Origin of the sequence: Cyclobacterium amurskyense (assembly GCF_001050135.1) — a bacterium.
GTDB classification, from domain to species: Bacteria; Bacteroidota; Bacteroidia; order Cytophagales; family Cyclobacteriaceae; genus Cyclobacterium; species Cyclobacterium amurskyense.
In genome coordinates this window covers 1048221-1071348 of the sequence record NZ_CP012040.1, presented here as the reverse complement: position 1 = coordinate 1071348, position 23128 = coordinate 1048221, and the positions used below count along the sequence as shown (strand labels likewise).

General features: G+C 38.2%; 23 protein-coding genes. 9 read left to right on the top strand and 14 right to left on the bottom strand.

Translation table 11 applies throughout. The features are described 5' to 3' along the window. The first annotated feature begins 1 nt into the window (after position 1). On the top strand, positions 2 to 838 hold the full coding sequence (locus CA2015_RS04240; RefSeq protein ID WP_048640776.1) for a hypothetical protein: 837 nt from the start codon (positions 2 to 4) through the stop codon (positions 836 to 838). Here CA2015_RS04240 and CA2015_RS04235 read toward each other — a convergent pair. Further along, positions 830 to 1978: a cystathionine gamma-synthase gene (locus CA2015_RS04235; protein WP_048640775.1), complete on the bottom strand. Its 1149-nt coding sequence runs from the start codon at positions 1976 to 1978 to the stop codon at positions 830 to 832. The two genes, CA2015_RS04240 and CA2015_RS04235, sit on opposite strands and share 9 nt — an antisense overlap. Positions 1979 to 2079: 101 nt before the next feature. Between CA2015_RS04235 and CA2015_RS04230 the strand changes: the two genes are divergently transcribed. Next, the gene (locus CA2015_RS04230; RefSeq protein WP_048640774.1) at positions 2080 to 2805 is read left to right on the top strand and encodes a TVP38/TMEM64 family protein; all 726 of its coding nucleotides are present in this window, start codon (positions 2080 to 2082) and stop codon (positions 2803 to 2805) included. Here CA2015_RS04230 and CA2015_RS04225 read toward each other — a convergent pair. The 3 genes from CA2015_RS04225 to CA2015_RS04215 are packed head-to-tail and all read right to left on the bottom strand — an operon-like array spanning position 2796 to position 6003. Next, positions 2796 to 3653: a TraB/GumN family protein gene (locus CA2015_RS04225; protein WP_048640773.1), complete on the bottom strand. Its 858-nt coding sequence runs from the start codon at positions 3651 to 3653 to the stop codon at positions 2796 to 2798. The two genes, CA2015_RS04230 and CA2015_RS04225, sit on opposite strands and share 10 nt — an antisense overlap. 14 nt (positions 3654 to 3667) lie before the next feature. Beyond that, positions 3668 to 4399, bottom strand: a complete 732-nt coding sequence (locus CA2015_RS04220) for an RluA family pseudouridine synthase (protein ID WP_048640772.1) — start codon at positions 4397 to 4399, stop codon at positions 3668 to 3670. Between the two features lie 23 nt (positions 4400 to 4422). Further along, positions 4423 to 6003 (bottom strand): peptide chain release factor 3, encoded by a 1581-nt coding sequence (locus CA2015_RS04215; protein ID WP_048640771.1) that lies wholly within the window; start codon positions 6001 to 6003, stop codon positions 4423 to 4425. A gap of 149 nt (positions 6004 to 6152) precedes the next feature. Between CA2015_RS04215 and CA2015_RS04210 the strand changes: the two genes are divergently transcribed. Next, positions 6153 to 6713 carry a hypothetical protein gene (locus CA2015_RS04210; RefSeq protein ID WP_048640770.1) on the top strand — a complete coding sequence of 187 codons (561 nt, stop codon included), beginning with the start codon at positions 6153 to 6155 and terminating at the stop codon, positions 6711 to 6713. Next, on the top strand, positions 6706 to 7491 hold the full coding sequence (locus CA2015_RS04205) for a TIGR02757 family protein (RefSeq protein WP_048640769.1): 786 nt from the start codon (positions 6706 to 6708) through the stop codon (positions 7489 to 7491). Before CA2015_RS04210 ends, CA2015_RS04205 begins: the two co-directional genes overlap by 8 nt. A gap of 111 nt (positions 7492 to 7602) precedes the next feature. On the opposite strand, the gene pyrE is transcribed toward CA2015_RS04205, so the two are convergent. Next, a complete protein-coding gene (gene pyrE / locus CA2015_RS04200; protein WP_048640768.1) occupies positions 7603 to 8247 on the bottom strand; it encodes an orotate phosphoribosyltransferase in 645 nt (214 codons plus the stop codon). A gap of 83 nt (positions 8248 to 8330) precedes the next feature. Here pyrE and CA2015_RS04195 point away from each other — a divergent pair, with 83 nt between their 5' ends. Next, positions 8331 to 9020: an NUDIX hydrolase gene (locus CA2015_RS04195; protein WP_048644344.1), complete on the top strand. Its 690-nt coding sequence runs from the start codon at positions 8331 to 8333 to the stop codon at positions 9018 to 9020. On the opposite strand, the gene coaD is transcribed toward CA2015_RS04195, so the two are convergent. The 4 genes from coaD to CA2015_RS04175 all read right to left on the bottom strand — a co-directional run bounded on the left by coaD (position 9008) and on the right by CA2015_RS04175 (position 11464). Further along, the gene (gene coaD / locus CA2015_RS04190; protein WP_048640767.1) at positions 9008 to 9463 is read right to left on the bottom strand and encodes a pantetheine-phosphate adenylyltransferase; all 456 of its coding nucleotides are present in this window, start codon (positions 9461 to 9463) and stop codon (positions 9008 to 9010) included. The genes CA2015_RS04195 and coaD overlap by 13 nt on opposite strands. Beyond that, entirely contained in the window at positions 9460 to 10254 is a 795-nt protein-coding gene (locus tag CA2015_RS04185; RefSeq protein ID WP_157470303.1) for a DUF3822 family protein, read from the bottom strand. Before CA2015_RS04185 ends, coaD begins: the two co-directional genes overlap by 4 nt. A gap of 56 nt (positions 10255 to 10310) precedes the next feature. Continuing rightward, positions 10311 to 10892 carry a hypothetical protein gene (locus tag CA2015_RS04180; RefSeq protein ID WP_048640765.1) on the bottom strand — a complete coding sequence of 194 codons (582 nt, stop codon included), beginning with the start codon at positions 10890 to 10892 and terminating at the stop codon, positions 10311 to 10313. A 62-nt stretch (positions 10893 to 10954) separates the two neighbouring features. After that, positions 10955 to 11464, bottom strand: coding sequence for an NUDIX domain-containing protein (locus CA2015_RS04175; RefSeq protein WP_048640764.1), 510 nt, complete (start codon positions 11462 to 11464; stop codon positions 10955 to 10957). A 16-nt stretch (positions 11465 to 11480) separates the two neighbouring features. Between CA2015_RS04175 and CA2015_RS04170 the strand changes: the two genes are divergently transcribed. Beyond that, positions 11481 to 12908 (top strand): ATP-dependent DNA helicase, encoded by a 1428-nt coding sequence (locus CA2015_RS04170; RefSeq protein WP_048640763.1) that lies wholly within the window; start codon positions 11481 to 11483, stop codon positions 12906 to 12908. Positions 12909 to 12949: 41 nt separating this feature from the next. Beyond that, positions 12950 to 13342, top strand: a complete 393-nt coding sequence (locus CA2015_RS04165; RefSeq protein WP_048640762.1) for a DUF1573 domain-containing protein — start codon at positions 12950 to 12952, stop codon at positions 13340 to 13342. Between the two features lie 72 nt (positions 13343 to 13414). On the opposite strand, the gene CA2015_RS04160 is transcribed toward CA2015_RS04165, so the two are convergent. The 5 genes from CA2015_RS04160 to CA2015_RS04140 all read right to left on the bottom strand — a co-directional run bounded on the left by CA2015_RS04160 (position 13415) and on the right by CA2015_RS04140 (position 17629). After that, a complete protein-coding gene (locus tag CA2015_RS04160) occupies positions 13415 to 14095 on the bottom strand; it encodes an SGNH/GDSL hydrolase family protein (RefSeq protein ID WP_048640761.1) in 681 nt (226 codons plus the stop codon). Between the two features lie 100 nt (positions 14096 to 14195). After that, the gene (locus tag CA2015_RS04155; RefSeq protein ID WP_048640760.1) at positions 14196 to 15251 is read right to left on the bottom strand and encodes a S66 peptidase family protein; all 1056 of its coding nucleotides are present in this window, start codon (positions 15249 to 15251) and stop codon (positions 14196 to 14198) included. Positions 15252 to 15259: 8 nt separating this feature from the next. Beyond that, positions 15260 to 16549 (bottom strand): D-alanyl-D-alanine carboxypeptidase, encoded by a 1290-nt coding sequence (locus CA2015_RS04150; RefSeq protein WP_048640759.1) that lies wholly within the window; start codon positions 16547 to 16549, stop codon positions 15260 to 15262. Between the two features lie 16 nt (positions 16550 to 16565). Next, positions 16566 to 16940 carry a DUF423 domain-containing protein gene (locus tag CA2015_RS04145; RefSeq protein WP_048640758.1) on the bottom strand — a complete coding sequence of 125 codons (375 nt, stop codon included), beginning with the start codon at positions 16938 to 16940 and terminating at the stop codon, positions 16566 to 16568. Between the two features lie 5 nt (positions 16941 to 16945). Continuing rightward, positions 16946 to 17629, bottom strand: coding sequence for a YggS family pyridoxal phosphate-dependent enzyme (locus CA2015_RS04140; protein ID WP_048640757.1), 684 nt, complete (start codon positions 17627 to 17629; stop codon positions 16946 to 16948). A gap of 592 nt (positions 17630 to 18221) precedes the next feature. Between CA2015_RS04140 and CA2015_RS04135 the strand changes: the two genes are divergently transcribed. Both CA2015_RS04135 and CA2015_RS04130 read left to right on the top strand, forming a co-directional pair. Next, positions 18222 to 21446: a SusC/RagA family TonB-linked outer membrane protein gene (locus CA2015_RS04135; RefSeq protein WP_048640756.1), complete on the top strand. Its 3225-nt coding sequence runs from the start codon at positions 18222 to 18224 to the stop codon at positions 21444 to 21446. A gap of 18 nt (positions 21447 to 21464) precedes the next feature. Beyond that, the gene (locus CA2015_RS04130) at positions 21465 to 23069 is read left to right on the top strand and encodes a SusD/RagB family nutrient-binding outer membrane lipoprotein (protein ID WP_048640755.1); all 1605 of its coding nucleotides are present in this window, start codon (positions 21465 to 21467) and stop codon (positions 23067 to 23069) included. The last annotated feature ends 59 nt before the right edge of the window (positions 23070 to 23128 follow it).

Genomic DNA, 23128 nt, shown 5'->3' with positions numbered 1-23128 from the left:
TATGGAACCTTCTACCTTACCTCTGGTTTTACATGTTTTTGATAAGCACTATGATGCCGGTAAGGTATTATTTGAGGAATTATCGAAGAAGTTAAAATCAAAAAAATCCATAGAGCTTGAATCCCATTTAGAATTTTTTAGGGTTTATATCCAATTATTAGAAAGGGTACATTTTAATAAGAAGCGTGAAATTGGTCGAATTTTCACCCCCTTTAAGGAGTTGCATAAAAACCTCAGAAAAGTAAAGCATATTCGGTTTATCCAAGATGGTTATATAACCTATATGCAGGCAAATAAACACGATTATCCAGAATATGAAAAGCTTATCTCCTCGGATAAACATAGGGTTTATTCTGAGGTATATGAGCTGATTCTCTCAATACCTTTACAAAAGTGGGAAGATCTCTACAGAAATATCTGGCAATATTCTAAAGGTATGTCCATATTGTCGATTAATACTGCCATTAATCAAATCATCAATGAAGAGGTTGAATTCTTCAATTTTGGCACTAAAACCCGGCTTGATGCCCAAACCATAAGTGAGATTTACAAAGGGCTGAAAAAGGTAACTGTTTTAGAAAAAATAAGGTTGGCAATAGGCCTTAATTCCATTTTCACCCATAAGGTTCACCAAGAGATTGACCTTCTGGTTAAGGAGATGGTGAATTGGCATAAAAATCAATTGTTACTTCAACATCTTGGAAGTCATCTTGGTAAAAAAGAAGATATAAGTAAAAAGTACCAAACGGTTCTTGCCTTCCTACAAAAAAATCATAAAGAATTAACGAAGGATATTGACAATCGATGTCAATATCTCTTCACTAAAATGCTAAATTAATTTATTTAAAGCCTGCGCAAGGTCATTTTTAAGGTCTTCAGCATCCTCAATTCCTACACTTAGCCTAATCAATGAATCCGATAGGCCTACTTTCTCTCTTTCAGCTTTAGGGATACTGGCATGGGTCATGGTAGCGGGATGTCCACAGAGTGATTCCACTCCTCCTAAAGATTCAGCCAATACAAAGATTTCAAAGTTTTCTAATACACTGATAGCATCCTTAATTTGATTGTTCTCTAAGGTAAAGGAAATCATACCTCCAAAATATTTCATTTGATTTTTTGCAACCTGGTGGTTTGGGTGGTCTTCAAAGCCTGGCCAAAACACTTTGTCTACCTTAGGATGATTTTTTAGGTAGGCAGCAATTGTTTTACCATTCTGGCAATGTCTTTCCATTCTTAGATGCAAAGTCTTAATGCCTCGTAGCACTAAGAAACAATCTTGTGGACCAGGTACAGCACCACAAGAGTTTTGAATGAAGGCCAAATCTTCTGCGAGCTGTTTGTCTTTTACTACAATGGCTCCCATTACCACATCGGAGTGACCTGCAAGGTATTTGGTTACAGAGTGCATTACTAGGTCCGCGCCCAAGTCCAAAGGTGTCTGAAGAAAAGGGGTGGCAAAAGTATTGTCAACTCCAAAGAGGATTTTGTTGCTTTTAGCAATCTCACCAAGTGCTTTGATGTCAATGATATTCATCATTGGGTTGGTGGGGGTTTCGGCCCAAATCAACTTGGTGTTTTCGTTGATATAAGGAAGGATGTTTTCTGGGTTTTCCATGTTTACAAAATGGAATTTTATTCCATATTTCGAGAAAACCTTTGTAAAAATCCTGTAAGTACCCCCATAAAGATCATTGGTACTGATGACTTCATCGCCAGGCTTCAATAATTTAAGTATACAGTCTATGGAAGCCATTCCAGAGGCAAAGCAAAGTCCGTGATTGCCATTTTCTAGAGCTGCAAGATTGTTTTCCAGTGCCTGCCTGGTAGGATTTTGTGTTCTTGAGTATTCGAAACCTTTGTGATCGCCCGGTGATTTTTGTACATAGGTGGAGGTTTGAAAGATTGGGGTCATGATTGCCCCTGTGCCTGGATCCGGTTTAATTCCCGCATGTATGGCTTTTGTAGCAAATTTCATAGGTTAATATATATGGTTTTTCTATCAAATAAGGTATGTTCTCATTTAAAGCCTCAATTTGATGAACTTTTAGTCAGAAATATTTCTAGTTTTGTCCAAAGATGGACAAAAAACCGCCTATTTTCAAGCATTTTAGAAATATCTATAGCAAAAGTCCTTGGTTACTAGTGGCTATCCTATGGGTGAGCATTATTCCAACTATAGGAGCCTTAACCCTAGGTGGCTGGATTTACAGTAATTGGGCTGAATTGACAATTTTGTCAATTATCAAGCCAAAGGTTGCCATTGTTTATTGTTTTATGGGTATTACCCTGATGGGCTTAGCTTTGATTCCAACTACTTTTTTTGCTGTAATTACAGGCTACTTATTTGGTTGGCAGGCCTTTCCCTATCTGGTTTTGTCTTATACTTTGGCAAGTGCTGTAGGGTATTTGTTGGGAAAGATTTTGAAAAAAGATAGTCTTGAATTGATTCTTGATCCTTATCCAAAAGCGGCCAAGCTGATTCATGATAAAAAAAATCAAATGGGAAGGCTTATTTTCTTTATTAGGATTAGCCCAGTCATACCCTTTGCAATCTCTAATTTAGTCTTTGCACTATTAGAAACGGGACTAAAAAGAGTGCTCTGGTTTGGGTTTTTAGGAATGTTGCCAAGGACATTGCTTGCCTTTTCCACCGGCGCCTTTGCGGGGAGTATACAAGAAGCCCTTTCTTCCGATGCATCTGTATGGCAATATCTATTGGTGGCAGGTCTTTTGATTGTGAGCTTTTGGGGGATTTATTCCTTTTTTACCAAGCCAAGTGAGAGCAAAGAGGTTTATAGGTGAATCCTATTCACTTCGTACCCTTCTCTTTTTAAGAGATTAATTAGGCCCTCTGGACCAGCAAGATGGCCCGCTCCAACAGCAAAGAAGGCACTGCTGTCTTTCATGATTTTTTCCATAGGTGCTACCCAGTTTTTATTCCTGTCAGCAAGCAAGATGTCTTGATAATCTTTGTATTCAGGGCTTTCAGAAACCATCTCAAAAAGTTCGCTTATTTTCTCATGTTTATAAGCTTCAATAAGTAGTCTAAACTCTTCCTGTCCTTTTTCTATGTCATTAATGTAGGTGTAAAAACTCTCATATTGGTCTTCAAGTGGGATAAGGTCAAAAAGAGACATCTGGTTTTCTACAGTCTCAAGTCCTGCTACTTCTACATTTTCCTCTTTGGCAAGAAGCATTAGCTCATTCTCAAAAGACTTGGTTTCACATTCCAAGAAGTTGTTATAAAGCAAGGACATCAATATCATAGGACGCATTTCCTGTAACATGTCAAGATCCATACCTGTCCTTTCTTTTAAAAAAGTTCGAATGTCTTCGTATTCCTCTTTGTTTAAAAAGTCGTTGATTTTTTGTCCATCTTTATTGAATAAGTTGGCTCTCATTACTGATTGCAAATGAGGGTCATCCATGTCGATTTCAAGTACAAGCACATCAGTTTTGGATAATGCGCTAGTTACCTGGTCATTTATATTGAAATCTTCTTCACAAATAAGGTGTATGGTACCAAAAAGATAAGAGGGCTGAGGATTATCTTGACTTACGATCTCCCAAAAAACACCCTCTTCTTCTTGTCCAAATGCAGTTAAAGATCCTAGTAAAAACAGCCAAATGATGAAAGCTCTCTTTAACATTTTACGTGTAATTTTTAGCCGCTAAATGTTTTATCCAAATGGCGGTCACTTGACTTTATGTTTTCAAATTCCAGAAATTGCTCCCAAAATGGTTCCTCAGGCAAGGCTGCTCTCAGGAATAATTTCTCTTTCTTAATGGGGTGAATAAATACCAAATGAAATGCATGTAAGTTAATACTTGCATCAGGATTTGGTTTTGGAAAGCCATATTTGACATCTCCTCTAATAGGGCAGTCCATGGAGGCTAATTGCACACGCAATTGGTGTGGTCTACCTGTGACTGGGCGAAGTTCTAGTAACCAATGGTCGTTTAATTTGCCTAGCCTTTTATAGGTCATTTCAGATTTTTTGGACTCTGGAACTTCCTTGTCATAAGCTGTTGTAACGTTTTTTTCAGGATTTTTCACCAGCCAATGTGTCAATTTACCTGTTTCTTCTCTTGGCTTTCTTTTTACCAAGGCCCAGTAAACTTTGTGAACTTCTCTTTTCCTGAACAAGGCAGTCATCCTTTCCAATGCTTTGGAGGTTCTGGCAAAAACCACCACACCACTAACTGGTCTGTCAAGTCTATGGACTGGATGCAAGAAAACTGCACCAGGTTTATTGTATTTATTTGCTATATAGGTTTTACAAAGATCGGTAAGAGTTTTATCTCCGGTTTTATCTCCCTGTACCAATATCCCAGCAGATTTGTTAACAACCAAAAGATGATTGTCTTCAAATATTACATTAAATGGTTTTTTCATTTTTTCTCAGGTTTGATAAAAGATTAATATTCTGATGTGTTGTGGAATTCAATTTCAGGAAAATTGTCCTGAACCATTTGTAACCAAGCCTTACTCTCTGCCATGAATACTAATTTTCCGTTTCTATCTTTTGCAATATGCCTTTGCTTAGAACGGATAAATTCATCCAATTTCTTTTTGTCATTACTGGTGATCCAGCAAGCCTTATGCAGGTTCATAGGGACAAAATCAGCAGTGGCATTGTATTCATTTTTGAGTCTGAATTTAATTACTTCAAACTGAAGTTGACCTACAGTACCTACAACTTTTCTAGACCCTATCTCAAAGGTAAAGAGTTGTGCCACTCCTTCTTCCATTAATTGTTGCAAGCCTTTTTCTAGTTGCTTGGTTTTCATGGCATCCTTGTTTACTACCTCCCTGAAAATCTCCGGGGAAAAGCTAGGGATACCTTTGAAGTTTAGGTTCTCACCATCAGTTATACTGTCTCCGATTTTTAAATTTCCAGTGTCGTAAAGCCCAACGATATCACCAGGGAATGCTTCCTCAATTATTTCTTTGTCCTGAGCCATAAAGGATGTTACATTAGAAAAGCGAAGCGGTTTTGTTCCTCTTACATGGTTATAAGGCTTGTTCCTTTGAAAGGTCCCTGAACATATACGTAAAAAAGCGATACGGTTTCTATGTTTGGGGTCCATATTGGCGTGAATCTTGAAAATAAACCCGCTGAAGTGATCCTCATCTGGTTTTACCTCACGTTCTTCAGTCTGCCGGCTTTTTGGCCCGGGAGCTATTTGAATAAATGTATCCAACATTTCCTTTACCCCAAAATTGTTCACTGCAGAGCCGAAAAATACCGGAGCAACAGTTCCTTCTAGGTATTCCTTAGGATTAAAATCTGGATATACCCCTTCAATTAATTCCACATCTTCCCTTAGCTGATCGGCCAAACTAGACCCTATTCTTTCGTCTAGTTTCTTGGAACTTAGGTCTTCTATGACAACCCTGTCATCACTAACCTTTCGTTGACTAGGTGTAAACAGGTTCAATTGTTTGTCATATAGGTTGTAAACACCTTTAAAAGATTTCCCCATAGAAATGGGCCAGGAGAGCGGTCTTACCTGAATGTTTAATTTAGTTTCTACCTCATCCAGTAAATCATAAGGATCACGTCCTTCTCTATCTAGTTTATTAATAAAGCAAATTACAGGTGTGTTTCTCATCCTGCATACTTCCATTAATTTTTCTGTTTGAATTTCCACTCCTTTCACACAGTCAATAACCATGATAACAGAATCCACCGCTGTGAGCGTACGGTAAGTGTCTTCAGCAAAATCTTGGTGACCAGGTGTATCTAGGAGGTTTATTTTCTGCCCTTTGTATTCAAACCCCATCACAGATGTGGCAACAGATATTCCTCTCTGTTTCTCGATCTCCATCCAATCGGATTTGGTGGCCGTATCTATTTTATTTGATTTTACCGCCCCTGCTGTTTTGATTGCACCACCAAAAAGCAGCATCTTTTCTGTTAATGTGGTTTTTCCTGCATCAGGGTGAGCTATAATTCCAAAAGTCTTTCTTTTCGCTATCTCTTGAGTTAGGGTCATGGTGCTTAGGTGTTTTCAGCCTGCAAAGGTAGGTAAATCAGTTGACAATGTCAGGCATTATCCTGATGGGTGTGAGTATTGTTAAGGAAAAGTTGAATTTTGTTTGTTTGATTAATTTGCCTTAATTTTGAAATTGTATTAGTTAGTAAATGAATTCAATTGAACTTTTCTTCCATAGGTTTTTCAAATTTATTTGGAATGCTATTTTTGTATTGACCTATCCAATTCTGGCTACTTTTGGGCTATTGTTCGTCGGTATAACCTATTTCTTTTCGTGGGTTTCTTCGTTTTTAACCAAATTCAGTGGGTCTACACCCAAAATACAAAATAAATCAGAATGGGCTTTGTTAACTGATGAGTCTAATTTGATTGAAGGAAAACTGCATAAACAGATTATTTTTGGTCCAGAGTGCTACCATATACGTCGTACAGATGGTATTCCTTCAGTTATAGAAGATGATGTTTTCGGAAAACGAATCATTATCCTGAAAGAAGGCTGGTTGCTTGAAAGATGGAATACCACCGAATTGGCGAATATTCCTGATTTTGATATTTGCTTGTATAAGCCGGAAGAAGACAAACTTACTAGTTTGGCAAATATCAAGTGCTTTGATTGGCATATTGCAGAGCAAGACGAACAGTTTTTATTGCTTAAATGGTTTGATGGAACCCAAGGCGGGGAAGTAAAAGTAGCACTATCGGATGGATGATTTAAAGGAGTTTCTCGATGAAAAAGTTAGCCTTTTTAACCAACCTTCATTTATAGAGAACGACCCAGTTTCTATTCCTCATCGATTTGTAAAACAGCAAGACATTGAAATTTCAGGTTTTTTTGCTGCTGTCCTTGCCTGGGGGCAAAGAAAAACCATTATCAATAAAAGTCTGGAGTTGATGGACATGATGGGGAATAGTCCTCATGATTTTGTTTTAAATCACTCTGAGCAAGAGCTTAAGCAGTTGATGCGGTTCAAGCATAGAACTTTCAATGATTTGGATACCTTGTATTTCATCGATTTTTTTTCGAGGTATTATAAAGACAATCTTAGTCTGGAAGGGGCATTCACTCGAGGTTACTCTACTGATATTGATGTCATGGAATTATTGCTCTCCAATTTTCATGATTATTTTTTTCAATCCGATCTAGCTCCACGCAGAACTCGTAAGCATGTGGCTACTCCCAAAAAGAAATCAGCCTGCAAAAGGATTAATATGTTTCTGAGGTGGATGGTGAGAAAAGATGACAAAGGAGTTGATTTTGGTATTTGGAACAAGATTTCTCCTTCCCAGTTAGTTTGCCCCTGTGACCTGCATGTGGACCGAATAGGTCGATCCCTTGGCTTAATTAAAAGAAAGCAAACTGACTGGCAGACAGCAATGGGACTGACAAAGAACCTTCGCATTTTTGATGCTACGGACCCTGTTAAATATGATTTTGCCTTGTTTGGACTTGGAGTGCTACAAAATGAAAAGAATTCTGCGCTAAAGTAAATGACTATAATTTAGCCAGGAGTTTAGATAAGATTTCTCCAATTCCCGGCTTTTACAAAGGGTCATTTACTGACAGAATTCTTTGTGTCAATTCAGTAGTCCCCTTATAAATTACGGGTTCCAGGTATCAGGGCCCTTTCTCCAATCGGCCAAGGTGTTCATGTCTTCTTCAGACACATATCCTTGTTCTAGTGCTTGAGGTAGTAAGGAACTATAATCGCTAAGGCAATAGAGTTTGACATCTTCCTTTTCGAAATTAAGGTCTGAAATCTCAAAACCATAGGTGAAAATGGCAACCATACCTAAGACCTCAAACCCTGCTGCTCGCAAATCATTGACGGCTTTAAGTGAACTTCCTCCTGTAGAGACAAGGTCTTCAACAACGACAACTTTTTGTCCGGGAGTGATTTTCCCTTCAATCATGTTTTCCATCCCATGGCCTTTAGCTTTGGAACGAACATAGACAAAAGGGACGTCGAGCTTATCGGCAATCAATACCCCCTGTGGAATGCCTGCAGTGGCGACTCCTGCTATGGCTTCAATATTTAAAAAGTGAGTTCGGATTACACTTGTAAGTTTTTCCTGAATAAACTTTCTGACTTCGGGGTAAGAAAGCGATAGCCTGTTGTCACAATATATTGGTGACTTCCATCCAGATGCCCAGGTGAAAGGATCCTTAGGCGACAGTTTGATGGCCTTTATTTCAAGAAGCTTTTTTGCAATTTGAGAAGCGGTGCTTTGATCATAAATTTCCATGGGATAAATTTAACCATTTAAAATTTACTCAGGGTTGTGCACGCTGGAAAAAAAATGCAATTTTAAAAAAATTAGATTTGTTTATGAAGATCTTCGTCAACGATAAGCCACTGGATCTTGTGGCCACCAAAGATTTTTTACCTAAAAAATCATTCGAATGCGTTTATGACAACCCCGTAGAATTGCCAGCCTCAGCTGATTTCCATGATGATGTGCTGATAAAAAATCCCTCCAAAGACATCATCGTTCAATTGCTTTATCTCCTGCGAACCAGGAAACTGAAAAATTTGGACAGTGTAACGCTTGTGACGGATGAGAAATCCATGTTAAAAAAGTTTATAAAGAGCCGATTTGTAATTATAAAAGCTGCCGGTGGTGTGGTCACTAAAGAGGATAAAGTGCTTTTTATTTTCAGGCTAGGTAAGTGGGATTTGCCAAAAGGGAAATTCGAAAAGAAAGAAACCCCTGAGGGATGTGCCGTAAGAGAAGTTGAGGAAGAATGTAATGTAAAAGTAAAGCTAAACAAGCCCATCTGCATTACCTGGCACACTTATACCCAAAACAGGAAGAGTATTCTGAAGAAAACCTATTGGTACAATATGAAGTGTACCAATGATACGAAAATGAAGCCTCAGGTTGAGGAAGGTATTATGGATATCAAATGGTTGAAACATCAAGAAGCCAAAACCGCATTAATCAATTCCTATCCCTCTATGCGATACCTGTACAAGCAATTTTTGAAGTCAAACCCTGAGATTTATCAGACCTTATAGGGAAGGAACTTGTTTACATTGCCACCATACTTATGAACTTCTCTGATAATAGTAGAGCTGATGGCTGCATATTTAGGAGTAGTGATAAGAAATACCGTTTCCAAGGAGTCGTTGAGATACCTGTTCATTTGACTGATGGTGTTTTCGTATTCAAAATCAGTCGTGTTTCTTAATCCACGGAGTAAGTACTTTGCGTCGTGTTTTTTTGCCAATGAGGAGGTTAATTCATCGTATACAATGACTTTAACAGACGGGTTTTTCTTGTAGGTATTTTTGATTTTATCAACCATAAAATCAATATCGAAATACCTGTTTTTCTTACTTGTATTGTGCCCTACACTGATAATTATCTCATCGAAAATATTTAGTCCTCTCATGACAATGTCATGATGACCATTTGTGTAAGGGTCAAAAGAGCCTGGAAAAAGCGCTGTCTTTTTCATGAAATAAGTTTTTGTTGCCAGTAGGCCTCTAGAAGTTGTGTGTTCATAAAGGACTCGGCTCCTTTTAGGTAGGAGGTGTTTTGATAAGGGATGCTTAGATGGATGTTTTTGAAATAACGTCCCATGCTTTCCATACTTGTATGGAGCCACTCAGGGTTTCCAAAAAAACGAATCTTGCAATGAGACCGATCAAAGGCCATTTGCTGGATAAATGTAAATAAATAACGGAGAAAAGCAGCTTCCTCTGTTATTACAAACCTGTTAAAAAGGTTTAATTCTCCATTATGGAAAGCAGCCAAATACATGCAGTCCGGAGAGGCGTGAATAAACAACTCTTGATTCAGTAAATCTTTTGTTTGGGTTAGAAAGAAGCCCAGTACATGGGAAGCGCCATGAGCTATTTCCAATTCAGGAAGTTTTTTGTCCAGTTTTTCTAAAAGGCCTTTGTCGGCAGTTCCAATTACCTGAATGGTGTTATTGGCAACTCCTGTATAGATCACACTGTCCACTTGTTCATTGAGCTCTGTAGCAAAGCTAAGGTACCTGTCTCCTTGAGCAGGGTTAAATAGGGTAGTAGGAACCAAAGTAAATCTTTGGTGGTGAATATAAAGCCTACCTACCGAATTTGGGGCATTGAAAATAGGTGCTGTATCTACAATATGTTTGATGGTTTCCTTATCCTGGAAGGAATAGGTGAAAGTAGCAGCAATGTCTTTGTGCTCACCTGAATGGGCAACGACGACAAAAAGTTTCTCATATAAGAAAAGCGATAAATTTGATATGGCTTGCATATCAAATTTATCGCTAATGAATTTGCTTTGGATATGGGAACCTACCGTATCCAAATTTATTCCCAGTTTCCTGAAGTAGAAGAATCAGTTCTTGAACCAACTCTTAAAGCCTTCTCGTTGTTATTTTTTCTTCTTTCTGGATTTCTTGGTGCAGGATCTCTGATTTCAAACACAGCAATTTCTCTATTGCTACGCTCGATTTTATCTGCAAAGAATTCAAATGTTTTCCCACCTGATCCAGGAACTACATTTAGTAGATCCAATTCAAAATCAGGGTATTTGTCTGCACTGAAAAGAGAATCCTGTACATTAACAGCACCTAAGGTATCTAAAGTTACTGTTGTTTCTTCTTTACCATAATCCAATAATTTGGTGGTTTCAGTTCTTTGTATCAAGTAGATGCTACCATCAGTGATGAATTTTTTCAAATCTTCCCAGTTGGAAGCATATTCGTTATTGGCAGCTTGATAAGCTATTTGGGCATCTCTAAGCATTTCTAGCTTTTCAATAATTCTATCTTCGGTTCTTTTTAGAATTTTCTCTTCTTCCACTACTTCATCCACACCCAGATAAAGTTTGTACCCGAGGCCTAAGGCTCCCAATAGAAAAACAATCGATAAGATTTTACTCAATGTCATTTTGAATATCTTTAAAGCGTAATTAAATTATTATAAAGAATTGATGGTTCGTAATTAGAATGCTATTTTATGCATTTATTTCCAAAATTAAAATATCCTTTCCATATTCTTACATCATTCAGAGAATTTATTCTTCCGAACAGTGCATGTTTTTTTTCGGATGGGATTTTTTTGATTTCTTCAATGCTAAGAAATTTAACCTCTTCTATAACCTGTTTGTTGGTTTCAAGCTCAGGATCTATTCCAACTACTAATTTACCACTTGTTTGGCTAACTTCAAAGAACAATTCAATGGCGTGTAGCGGAGGTTCTAAAAATTCATGTACAAAAAGGTAATCATTAACAGCAATGTTTAGCCCGGTTTCCTCTAAAAATTCCCTTTTTAGATTCTCCTTGGCATCTTGTCCAAATTTCATCCCACCCCCAGGGACATTCCAAAATGAGTGGTTTGTATGCATTCGGTGCTTTACCATCAATAATTTATTGTCCTGAATAAGTATACCATTAACCCTCGTCCTGAGTCGGTTACCGAAATTTTCAATTATGTCCTTTTTTATGTTCGGCTTTTTCATCTTAGTTTCGCAATAGATGCATAAAGATAATCAAGCAAGTCCAAAGCCATCAGAAAGAATAAGGAAATTTTTCCCTCATCAGCCAACTACTGATCAGGAATACTTTTTTAATTCGATGGATACATTTTTGGGAAAAATAATTCCTTCTTCTTCAGCATTTATTCTAAAGGGGTATGCAGGAACAGGGAAAACAACCGTTTTGGCTGCTTTGGTAAAAGCATTACCATCACTTGGCTTGCGAGCAGTTATGCTTGCGCCTACTGGTCGGGCTGCTAAAGTGATGAGTTCATATGCTGACAAAACAGGTTTTACCATTCACAAGATTATTTACCGTGCCAAGCAAGGGGCCGCTGAAGGAGTTGATGGTTTCACGGTGCAAAAAAATTACTATCAAAAATCTGTTTTTATAGTAGATGAGGCCTCCATGTTGTCTGATGATAGGATCGGAGGAAGGTCTTTATTGGCAGATCTTATTGGTTTTGTTTTTCAAAATCCTGAGAATAGACTATTATTAATTGGTGACATTGCGCAACTGCCACCAGTAGGAAGCGATGATAGCCCAGCCCTAGATAAAAATTACCTTATACGAAACTATAAATTAGAGGTAAATGAAACCTTACTTACTATAGTTACCAGGCAAGGTCAGGATTCAGGGATATTGGCCAATGCTACAACTTTGAGAGATGAGGTACTTCGGGATAAACCCAAGATCACCTTTGAAACCCGTGGGTTTAATGATTTTTACCGGATGACAGGTGAAAGACTTGAAGATGGTTTGAGGTATGCCTATGATAAATTTGGATTGGACAATACGATGATTATCACCCGCTCCAATAAGGCCGCAGTTCAATACAATAAGTACATTAGAAATTCTATTTTTTATTATGAAGATGAATTAAGCGCTGGAGAACGACTAATGATTGTCAAAAACAATTATACTTACATGGATTCTTCGGACAAGGTTAGTTTTTTGGCCAATGGGGATTTTGTAGAGATACTTAAAATTCGTTCATTTGAGGAAATATATGGCCTAAGGTTTGCTACACTTGAATTGAGGTTGATAGATTATCCAGATGAAGTTCCATTTGAGGCTCGTGTGATTCTAGATACCTTGCATTCTGATAAACCTTCTTTGACGATGGAAGAATGGAGAGCCCTTTATCAACAAGTGGCGGAAGATTATCAAGATTTAGAGAAAAAGAGCAAGATTAGGGAAGCCATGAGTAAAGATCCTTATCTGAATGCCCTACAAGTCAAATATGCTTATACTCTGACTTGTCATAAATCACAAGGAGGGCAATGGGATGCTGTTTTTGTTGACCAGGGATATTTAAATGAGGAACAAATTGATAGAAATTACGTCAGGTGGTTGTATACTGCCATGACAAGAGCAAGAAAAGAATTGTTTATGGTGAACTTTCATAACAATTTTTTTATTAAGTAGTATAGTACTCCATAAGTTGGAATGAATTAAATTTTATGAATATGAAAAGGTTATTAACAGTAGTATTAGCGGTTGTATTAAGTACAGCATTTGCAATCGCCCAGGAAAAAACAGCAAATGGTCCGGTAATTACTTTCGAATCTGATTCGAAAGATTTTGGAGATATTAAGCAAGGAGACAAAGTAGAGAATGTTTTTAAATTTACCAATACGGGTAATCAACCATTAATTATCTCTAATGTAGCAGCAACTTGTGGTTGCACTGTTCCAAGCTGGCCAAAAGAACCAATTGCACCTGGAAAAGCAGCTGAGATTAAAGTGTCCTTTAATTCTGCTGGTAAAATGGGAAAACAAAATAGTGTGGTTAGGATATATTCAAATGCCAGCGAACCTATAGAAAAGGTTTCACTAATTTCAAATGTGCTTCCGAAATAAGGAATAAAGCATTCATTGTGCTTCATAATATAAAAAGCCTGCCCTATTTGTATAGCGGCAGGCTTTTTATTGTCACCAGTTTTGGGTGTTGGTTGGAAGCTTGAGTTTTTTCTTGAAAGCCTTACTTAAATGTAAAGCCCATTCTTCATAAATATTCTTGCTGGGGTGCAATCCATCGGCTACGAGGTTTAGGGGATGCGCTCCGTTCTTCCTGTATTGGTCTGTGATATTGATAAAATCCAAACCATAATTTGAAGCTTCCTGTTGTATCACTTCATTAAAGGAATCGATTCCTCTTCTTATTTGTTCTTTCGGTTTTTTGACAGACTGAGCAAACTGGGTTACACCCCAGTCAGGAATGGAGACAAGTATTGTATTTTTTTGCTGCTTATTTTTAAGGTAGTTACTGGTAATCTCTATTAAATCAATCAATTCCTTCCTGAACTGCTCTAAAGTTTGGTCCCTGTATTGATTATTCACACCTATAAGTAGGCTTGCAATGTCATAAGAGTCTTCTTGGATGTTTTTTTGTACTACCGCCTCTAGTAATTCATTACTTGTCCAGCCTGTTTTTGCGATGACACTAACAGTGGAAAATTTGTAGCCTTCGCTTTCCAATAATTTTTCAACCAGATGGGGGTAGGTGTTTTCCGTTTTCTCTCCCTCCCCAATCGTATAACTGTCACCCAAGGCAAGGTACCTTATTTCCGTTAATTGGTTTTTATTGATTTTTATGTTTTTCTTTTCGCTCATTAGTTCTTCGCTTTTACATGAAGCTGACAATAATAAGTACCCTGCAAGAATGAGAAGTCTATTCCGAAATGAAATGACATTCGAATGGATCTTCACCGGCTTATTTTGACTGTTTGAAAATGGGTTGAGTGGTGGTAAGCGTTCCCTTGTCCGCATCTAAGTTTACATTAGCGCCAACAGGCAAGAGGAATTGTTTGGGAACATGGCCAATCATAGCCCCCCTATATGCGGGTATCTTATGAGGAAGAAGATAATCGTCAAAAATTTGGTCCAAAGTAAGGTTTCCATACCCACCACTTGGATCGCAATCTGTACATTGACCAAAAACAAAACCTTTTATTTCTTTAAAGACACCCATGAGCATAAGGGTGCTCATCATGCGGTCGATCCTGTAAGGTTCTTCGCCAATGTCTTCAAGGAAGAGGATTTTGTTTTTGAAGGAAGGGAGGTAAGGAGATCCTGCTAAGGAGGTAAGTACTGTTAGGTTTCCTCCTATGAGATCACCAACTGCTTTTCCAGGGTAAATTGTTTTAATTCTATTCTCTTTTATAACCAAGTCCTCAGTCTCTTCCAACTCGTTTTCGAAATGGAGTGTGTCGTTTTGTTCAAAAAAGACTTTTTTAAACTGGGAGACATTAAACTTTCCCCAGCTTCCCGAGCCATTGGGCCCATGAAAAGTAATAAGACCTGTTTTAGCGTAGATGGCATTGTGTAGAGCGGTAATGTCGCTATAGCCCAGCAAAGGTTTAGGGTTGTTTTTAATGATCTCATAATCGATCAGTGGTAGAATCCTTGCGGCCCCTGAACCTCCCCTGATACAAATAATGGCTTTAACCGCTTTATTTGCAAACATGTTATTTAGATCATCTGCCCTTTCTTGATCCGTACCAGCTAAATGACCTCTTCGGTTTTGGAGGTGCTTGCCTTCCAGAACCTTTAATCCCAGCGCTTCCAGCGCTTCTTTTGCAAAGGTAAATTGCATTGCATCAGCCGTAGCAGCAGAGGGGCTGATTAGTCCTACCAAATCTCCTACTTGTAGTTTATTAGGTAATAATTTCTTTAGAAGAGGCGGTTTAGAAAGTGGTTGAGAATGTCCTAAAATTGGGAAAAACCCCAGACTCATACCAATAGTTTGTAAAAAGCGTCTTTTTTTCATGGCGGAATTTAGAAATTATCACGTATATATAGAAGCACCTTTTCCATTTCATTTCTTACCACTGTTGCTTTATATGGGTAATTGTTGTTCATAAAGGCAAAGGCGTAGACTTTATTGTCTTTTGTTTTTAAATATCCTACCAAGCTGTGGTTATTGCTGATGGTTCCAGTTTTAGCCATGATGTATGGTGTCGAGGCTGAATAATTAAATTTCAATGTGCCAGTTCTCCCTCCAGTAGGCAATAAGCTGAAAAGCTCTTTATCTGGAAATAACCGGTAAATTTTTTCTATTAAGGAAACCATCGTCCGAGGGGTGAATAAATTGTGCCTAGACAGACCTGATCCATCAACCCATTGTGGGTCATCCGGTAAGTCATAAAGATAAGTTTTTTTAATGTATTCAATTGCCTTTTCACTGTCGAGTTCCAAAAAGACCTGATCAGAAATTTGTAGAAGTAATTGTTCAGCGATAAAATTATCACTTTCCAGTAACATCTCCTTATAGAGCGCTTTAGTGGGAATGCCTTTTAATATGAAATGTTCAGGAGGTAGTTTTGAATCAGAAAGTTTTACAGGAACTCCCCAATCTTTGCTTGCTAGGGTTGCGAAAATTTCCGGAGAGGTCATAAAAGGTACTTTACTGTCCCTGCCATTATAGGTTCTTGGATTGTAGTAAAATTGATTGTCCCTCCAATTTCGCTGGACATTTTTCACAATTTTTTTTGAATGGACTACATTGAAAATATCGGGAGTTAAAACAGGTCTGTTATTGATGTTTTTTGAGCTCACAAGGTTGCCGAATAGGGGTAATGGGGATTTTTCAGCTGCATAGGAATAGTAGTAATCATCCCATTGCCAACCGAAACCAAATGGTTCGTTTTTCCAATTACTTTCAGAGTAAATGATTGTGTCGTAAGTAGCTAGGAAATCCCGGATGTTTGGATTGGGTAGTCTTGGGTATTTCCAAGATGGATCTCCTGTTCCCCAGATGGTTACGCTTTTCCCTTTGGGTTCAAACCTTAAAAATGTTGTGCTGTCGGTAAGTACCATCATGGCCCCGAAGAAGGTGAAAAGTTTGGTAGTGGATGCAGGGATGAAGTACAAATGACTGTTTTTCTCGTAACGAACCACTTGGCTATCAAGGTCGTATAGCATGAATCCCGTAAGGTGTTTATCAAAAAAAGAATTGTCTCCCATTAAATTATCTAAACCTAAAAAAGAAGACTTTACGTCTTGTCCTGAAGCAGATTGAAAAATAAACAGCCATAATAAAATCGCTGGTAAAAATTTTAATTTCATATGATTTTCTTAAATTTTATTTACCAAAACTGAGTAGCAACATTACCCATCCAATAATAAATGCCAAGCCTCCTAAAGGAGTGATGGCACCTAGCCATGTTAGCTGACTTAAGCAAAGAAAATACAAGCTGCCTGAAAAAATTATAATACCTGCTATAAAAAAAACAGCACTGTATGCAAGACGTTTTTTATCAGGGAAAAGCTGGTATAAAATTCCTGTCATTAAAAGCGCCAAACTGTGGTAAAAATGATAATTGACAGCAGTTTCATAGGTGTCCGATCTGCCAGTGCTTATTAAAAGCTCCTCTAAAGCATGTGCACCAAACGCTCCGAAAATTACGGCCAGAGCACCAAATACAGCTGCTGTTTGAATTATATGACTAGTTTTCATAATGATTAATTGTAATTTCTAAAACCAAAAATAGCGCTTCCTATCCTTACCATGGTGCTTCCTTCCTGTTGAGCCAACAGGTAATCACTACTCATGCCCATTGATATTTCTCTCATTTCAACATTTTTAGGGAGGGGTAGCTTTTTCAAAGTGTCATGCAGATTTTTTAAAGTTTTAAACTCTTCCCTAATTACCTCTTCACTAGAAGTGTTTGTAGCCATGCCCATTAGCCCTACAATTTGAATATTGTTCATGGAGTTTATCTCATCTCCTAAAAGGAAGGAATATAATTCTTCTTTATCCCAACCGAATTTAGTCTCTTCATTGGCTATATAAACTTGCAATAAACAGTTTATTGTTCTGTTGACTTTTTCTGCTTCTTTATTAATCTGTTTCAACAATCGCAAGGAATCCACACTGTGAATCAAGTGAATAAAAGGTGCAATAAATTTTACTTTATTGCGCTGTAAATGCCCTATCATATGCCACTTGATGTCATCGGGTAATTGGCTTGCCTTCTCAGTAATTTCTTGGACTTTATTTTCTCCAAAATCTCTTATTCCTGCTTCATAGGCTTGCTGAATTGCAGAAATAGGTTTGGTCTTACTTACTGCCACGAGAAGACAATCAGGGTTAAGGAATGTGGCTTTTATTTCCTTTAGATTTTGACTTATTTCAGTTTTTTGCATTTTCTAATGTGGTTACATCAGGTTCAAGTACTGGAACAAAGATATTGGTATATCGGAGACAATACTAAATATATGAAGCTTTAAAGCTGCTTAAAATGCATTTTTATTTAGGATTTAAGTTACCCTAAATTAGGTTGGTCGAAATAGGTGTCTATTTATCGGGTTATTCTGAAACATCTCAGTAAATAAGCCTACTTTATAATGTATTTATCCCCCCCATTTAATAGGTTGGGCGATATAACTAAAAGGGAAGTATGTTTTGAATTTATTTTTTCGTTTGAAAAACTTACAGTTTAGTAAGAAGGTAGGGGCAATCATCCCGATTGTATAAAAAAAAAATCTGGAAATAATTGAAAAATGGATGGTAGTATTTTTTTTTCTGTTCAATATATTCTACATTTCTACGAAATTTAAGTTTATTATGCCATTTATCATTGTTTGAAACCATTTATGTAGGCTTTGGGCTGAAGGGAGTTGATTTAGTTCACGGAATTGAAAAAGTTGCTCTTTCAGAGTTTTAGCCATTGGTGTAAAAACATTTTTGATGGATAATAAATGTAGAAGTTTTATTTTAACACCAAAATAACCATTTATGAAAAACCTATTACTTATTGCCTTTTTGGCATTACTGACATCTATGGGAGGTAATGCCATTGGGCAGACTGTTAGCGGAACAGTCACTGACAGTTCAGATGGAACACCCTTACCAGGAGTATCCATTCTTATTAAGGGTACTTCCACGGGTACCGCCACGGATGTGGATGGAAAATATAGTCTTAATGTACCTGGTGCACAAACTGTACTTGTTTTTTCCTTTTTAGGATTTGAGGCAGTAGAAGAGACAGTGGGAAATCGAAGTACTATTGATGTTGGCTTATCTGAGGATGCGTCCGAATTGAATGAAGTCGTTGTAACTGCCTTGGGTATAGAAAGAAATGTCAAAGCCTTACAGTATTCGATGACAGAAGTTGGTGGAGAAGAATTCACTCAAGCCAGAGAAAATAACATTGCCAATCAGCTAGCTGGTAGGGTAGCAGGTGTAAATGTAAGCAATGTGGCTTCAGGGCCTGCAGGTTCTTCTCGTGTGATCATACGGGGAAATACCTCTCTTCAAGGTGGAAATCAGCCGCTCTATGTTATTGATGGGGTGCCAATGGATAATACCAACTTTGGGCAAGCCGGAGTTTGGGGAGGTGCAGATCAGGGAGATGGTATGACAAGTGTTAATCCTGATGATATCGAATCCATGTCGGTATTAAAAGGTGCCAGTGCAGCAGCCTTATATGGTTCGCGAGCAGCAAATGGTGTAATATTGATTACAACCAAAAGAGGGACTTCACGAAAAGGTATTGGCGTAGAATTTAATTCCAACGCTGTGTTTGAAAGAATAAACAACCAAACTGACCTGCAAAGAGAATTTGGGTCCGGTAGATTTCAAGGAGATCAGATTACAGGTAGTGCCGTAAGACCAACCACTGTAAGAGATGGTTACGATTGGGGTTCCCAAGCTTGGGGCGAACGATTAGGTTCTGGGACTTCCATGCATTTTGACGGTGTCGAAAGACCTTACGTGTATGCAGGAGACAATTGGAATCGTTTTTATGAAACTGGCAAAGCTTTTACCAATAGTCTCTCACTTTCAGGAGGAAGCGATACACAAACGTTCCGCTTTAATGTAACTGATTTAAGGAGTTCTTCAGTTATTCCAAATGCAGGATTCGATCGAATCAATATGTCAATTGCCACAAGTGGTAAATTTGGTAAAAAATTAACTTTCGATGCCAAAGTGCTTTACTCTAACGAAAGAACTCAAAATCGTCCTAGATTATCAGATTCTCCGGGAAATGCTTTTCAGTCCATTTTTGCCTTACCACCAAATGTCAATGTATTGTGGGGACAAGGTGATCCAGACAGGCTAGGAACGATTCCAATTGGAACTGATCCTGCACTGTTAAGTGTTTGGGGTTTTGCGGAGCAGGAAGAATATTTAATGACCAATAACCCTTGGGGACAAAACCCTTATTTTTCCACTCATCAATTGTCTATCAGTGATACTCGTGACCGGATTATTACTTCAGGATCATTAAAATATAACATTACCGAGCATCTTTATTTGTCTGGAAGGGCAGGGATGGATTGGTACACTCGTAGGGGTAGCTCTTTAACTCCTCAAGGAACAGGTTATTCTAGAGGAGGTAATATGTCTGAGGCTGAGCGAAGGGTTAATGAAATTAACTTGGAGGCCATGCTAGGGTATAATAGACAGTTTGGAGATTTTGGAGTTGTAGCCTTTTTAGGAGCCAATAGAATGCGTCGTGAAGATGAAACCATTTCAGCAAATGGGAATGACTTTAATGTGCCTTTCTTTCATGCTATCAATAATACAGTAACTAGGAATTTTGGATATGGTTACTCAGGATGGGGTATTAATTCCGTTTATGGATCAGCAGAAGTTAATTATAAAAACATACTCTTTCTTACCGGTACAGGTAGGACAGATTGGTTTTCCACCTTAGATCCTTCTTTAAATGACATAACTTATCCATCCATTGGAGGTAGTTTTGTTTTTTCTGATGCTATGGAGGATCTTCCTTTCTGGTTAAGTTTTGGTAAGGTCAGGGCTTCATGGGCGAGGGTTGGTAGTTCTACAGTAAATCCATATCAAATTCAAAATACCTATACCCTATTGGGTGCTCCTGCCATTAATTTTGAGGGTAATCAAGTAGCGATGGCTTCCTTTGCCACCGCGGGAAATAACAATGGCACCATTCCAAACCCATTTCTTGTGCCTCTATTGTCTACTGAAATAGAATTCGGTTTAGATGTTAGAATGTTTCAAAACAGACTGGGCTTGGATTTTACTTATTACCATCAGAAAAGTACAAATGATCAGTTGAATGCTCAAATTTCAAGAGCTTCGGGTTTTGGGTCAACTTTGGTCAACCTTGGAGAAATGGAGAACAAAGGGGTTGAGATTTTGTTAACAGGAACCCCAGTCAGAAACAAGGATTTCAATTGGGATATTTCTTTTAACATTGCAAGAAATAGAAACAAGGTAATTTCCTTAATAGAAGGAACTGACATTTTGAACGTAGAAGAACCAAGGACAAGGACGGTATTTGTACAACATAGGACAGGACAGCCTTTTGGAGTGCTGGCCGGATGGGTACAAAAGACCTCCCCTGATGGACAACCTGTTTTTGAAGAAAATGGAGCCCCAGTTCAATCTGACCAAATGGAAGTAATAGGAAACGGTATTCCAGATTTTACCGGAGGGTTTAACAATAGTATTACGTATAAGGGATTTAACCTTTCGGCTTTAGTTGATTTTAGAGTTGGAGGAGAAATCTATTCGGGTACCAATGTGAGGTTAACTCAATGGGGATTGCACAAACAATCCCTACAAGGTAGAGAAGGTGAGGAACCTCTTTCTGTATCTGGGGTGATTCAATCCGGTACTGAAGCTGATGGTACACCAATTTACGAAGCTTTCTCTAAAACCTTATCACCAGGTGAAGCCAATAACTATTGGAACCAAATGGGGAACAGGGTTCAAGATCATTTTATTTACGATGGTTCTTTTGCGAAGTTGAGACAAATAACCTTTGGGTACAATTTCCCGAGAAGGTTAATGGAAAAAACTCCTTTTACCAATGTGAGTTTATCCTTTGTAGGTAGAAACCTATCCATCCTTTGGAAAAACGTGGAAAATATAGATCCAGAGTCGGGTTATTCTTCAGGAAATGGACAAGGACTTGATTACTTTGGAATGCCTCAATCGAGATCTTATGGATTTAACTTAAGGGCTTCATTTTAATCGTTAAAAGAAAGAATTATGAAAATTATAAATAAATTTCTTCTGATTGGTTTGGCGGTTGGTGTATGCTTTACCTCCTGCAATACCGAAGAATTACATGATCTTAATATCAATCCTCAAGCAGTAAATGAAATTGATCTGAATTTCATGTTTACGGCTGCACAACTTGGATCGGCTTCAGGTGGATCTGCAGGGGACAATAGGTACATTGATTGGAGAACCAATATTGGAATGACTGCCTACCTTATACAGCATTTGGCCAATGCAGGTGGAGGGATTGCTCCTGGTGATAAATACACTGAAAATTTCGAGTCAAATAGCGCTCCTTTCGAATTCTTCTACGGAGATGCATTGAAAAATATATCTGAGGTGATTAAGCAAACTGGTCCTGGAGGATATGATGAAGGAAACAAAGTGAACACCAGAAATGCTGCACGAATTATGCGTGTTTTGAATTTTCATCGCCTTACAGATTTCTATGGGAATGTGCCTTATTTTGATGCACTTCAAGGTATGGAAGGGGTTTTCTTTCCTGAATATGATGAACAGTCAGCCATCTATCCAGATTTGTTGAAGGAACTGGATGAAGCTACAGCCGCAATGAGCACTTCTAATCCAGACGATGGTTTTTCTGGAGCTGATATTATTTATGAAGGTGATATTGCCAAATGGAAAAAATTCGGTTACTCTTTGATGCTACGCTTAGCAATGCGGGTATCAAATGTGTCACCTCAAATGGCAGATGAATATGTCACCAAAGCCATTGCAGGCGGAGTAATGGAAAGCAATGATGACAATGCTTGGGTACCCATGTCTGAAGGACCTAGTTTGTGGATCAATCAAAATGGTATTTCCAGGGCCTTTTACCCAGGTGATGGGGGACAGCCTGGTTACCTAAGCAACACTCTTGTAGACTGGCTTAAAGCGGGTGCAACTACAGAAGATGAAGTAGATCCTAGGCTTATGATTATAAGTGGAGGAATTGCAGATTGGTCTGCAGTCGCATGGACACCTACCAACACCAATCCACTGGAGCAAAAAGGAATGCCAAATGGATATGATGGGGCAGGATTGGATGAATTGGAAGGAGAGTCGGTAGATTTGGTAACAACTTATTCAAGAATTAACTACCTAATGCTTCAAAGAGATGCTCCTTACATGTTTATGAACTATGCTGAATCTGCATTTTTGCAGGCCGAAGCCTTGGAAAGAGGCATTGGTTCTGGAATTCCAAATTCTGCTAAGGAACATTATGAGTCAGGTGTAAAAGGAGCCATGCAGATGTATACTCCCTTTGATCCTTCATTGACAGTTTCTGATGATGAAGTAAATGCCTACCTTCAAAGACATCCTTATGGTGTAGAAAAGCCAGGACTTGAAATGATAGGTGAGCAAATGTGGGTAAGTAAGTTTTTTAACTGGTGGGAAGCTTGGTCTGACTGGAGAAGAACAGGATATCCTCAGTTAACTCCAACCAACTATCCTGGTAATATTACGCAAGGACAGATCATGAGAAAACTTAGGTACCCAGCATCTGAAGTAGCGGCAAATGCAAATTTTCAGACTGGTGCTACTTTGCCAGACATAAATACTACTCGTGTTTGGTGGGATGTAGCGAATTAAATAGAGTTAGTTTTAGCTTATTTTGTGATAAAAGAAATTTTATTTACTTGGTTAATTTA

What these genes read in the sequence shown, in the direction of transcription:
- CA2015_RS04240 (WP_048640776.1), top strand. Translation starts at nt 2, where the DNA reads ATGGAACCTTCTACCTTACCTCTGGTTTTACATGTTTTTGATAAGCAC.
- CA2015_RS04235 (WP_048640775.1), bottom strand. Translation starts at nt 1,978, where the DNA reads ATGAAATTTGCTACAAAAGCCATACATGCGGGAATTAAACCGGATCCA.
- CA2015_RS04230 (WP_048640774.1), top strand. Translation starts at nt 2,080, where the DNA reads ATGGACAAAAAACCGCCTATTTTCAAGCATTTTAGAAATATCTATAGC.
- CA2015_RS04225 (WP_048640773.1), bottom strand. Translation starts at nt 3,653, where the DNA reads ATGTTAAAGAGAGCTTTCATCATTTGGCTGTTTTTACTAGGATCTTTA.
- CA2015_RS04220 (WP_048640772.1), bottom strand. Translation starts at nt 4,399, where the DNA reads ATGAAAAAACCATTTAATGTAATATTTGAAGACAATCATCTTTTGGTT.
- CA2015_RS04215 (WP_048640771.1), bottom strand. Translation starts at nt 6,003, where the DNA reads ATGACCCTAACTCAAGAGATAGCGAAAAGAAAGACTTTTGGAATTATA.
- CA2015_RS04210 (WP_048640770.1), top strand. Translation starts at nt 6,153, where the DNA reads ATGAATTCAATTGAACTTTTCTTCCATAGGTTTTTCAAATTTATTTGG.
- CA2015_RS04205 (WP_048640769.1), top strand. Translation starts at nt 6,706, where the DNA reads ATGGATGATTTAAAGGAGTTTCTCGATGAAAAAGTTAGCCTTTTTAAC.
- pyrE (WP_048640768.1), bottom strand. Translation starts at nt 8,247, where the DNA reads ATGGAAATTTATGATCAAAGCACCGCTTCTCAAATTGCAAAAAAGCTT.
- CA2015_RS04195 (WP_048644344.1), top strand. Translation starts at nt 8,331, where the DNA reads ATGAAGATCTTCGTCAACGATAAGCCACTGGATCTTGTGGCCACCAAA.
- coaD (WP_048640767.1), bottom strand. Translation starts at nt 9,463, where the DNA reads ATGAAAAAGACAGCGCTTTTTCCAGGCTCTTTTGACCCTTACACAAAT.
- CA2015_RS04185 (WP_157470303.1), bottom strand. Translation starts at nt 10,254, where the DNA reads ATGCAAGCCATATCAAATTTATCGCTTTTCTTATATGAGAAACTTTTT.
- CA2015_RS04180 (WP_048640765.1), bottom strand. Translation starts at nt 10,892, where the DNA reads ATGACATTGAGTAAAATCTTATCGATTGTTTTTCTATTGGGAGCCTTA.
- CA2015_RS04175 (WP_048640764.1), bottom strand. Translation starts at nt 11,464, where the DNA reads ATGAAAAAGCCGAACATAAAAAAGGACATAATTGAAAATTTCGGTAAC.
- CA2015_RS04170 (WP_048640763.1), top strand. Translation starts at nt 11,481, where the DNA reads ATGCATAAAGATAATCAAGCAAGTCCAAAGCCATCAGAAAGAATAAGG.
- CA2015_RS04165 (WP_048640762.1), top strand. Translation starts at nt 12,950, where the DNA reads ATGAAAAGGTTATTAACAGTAGTATTAGCGGTTGTATTAAGTACAGCA.
- CA2015_RS04160 (WP_048640761.1), bottom strand. Translation starts at nt 14,095, where the DNA reads ATGAGCGAAAAGAAAAACATAAAAATCAATAAAAACCAATTAACGGAA.
- CA2015_RS04155 (WP_048640760.1), bottom strand. Translation starts at nt 15,251, where the DNA reads ATGAAAAAAAGACGCTTTTTACAAACTATTGGTATGAGTCTGGGGTTT.
- CA2015_RS04150 (WP_048640759.1), bottom strand. Translation starts at nt 16,549, where the DNA reads ATGAAATTAAAATTTTTACCAGCGATTTTATTATGGCTGTTTATTTTT.
- CA2015_RS04145 (WP_048640758.1), bottom strand. Translation starts at nt 16,940, where the DNA reads ATGAAAACTAGTCATATAATTCAAACAGCAGCTGTATTTGGTGCTCTG.
- CA2015_RS04140 (WP_048640757.1), bottom strand. Translation starts at nt 17,629, where the DNA reads ATGCAAAAAACTGAAATAAGTCAAAATCTAAAGGAAATAAAAGCCACA.
- CA2015_RS04135 (WP_048640756.1), top strand. Translation starts at nt 18,222, where the DNA reads ATGAAAAACCTATTACTTATTGCCTTTTTGGCATTACTGACATCTATG.
- CA2015_RS04130 (WP_048640755.1), top strand. Translation starts at nt 21,465, where the DNA reads ATGAAAATTATAAATAAATTTCTTCTGATTGGTTTGGCGGTTGGTGTA.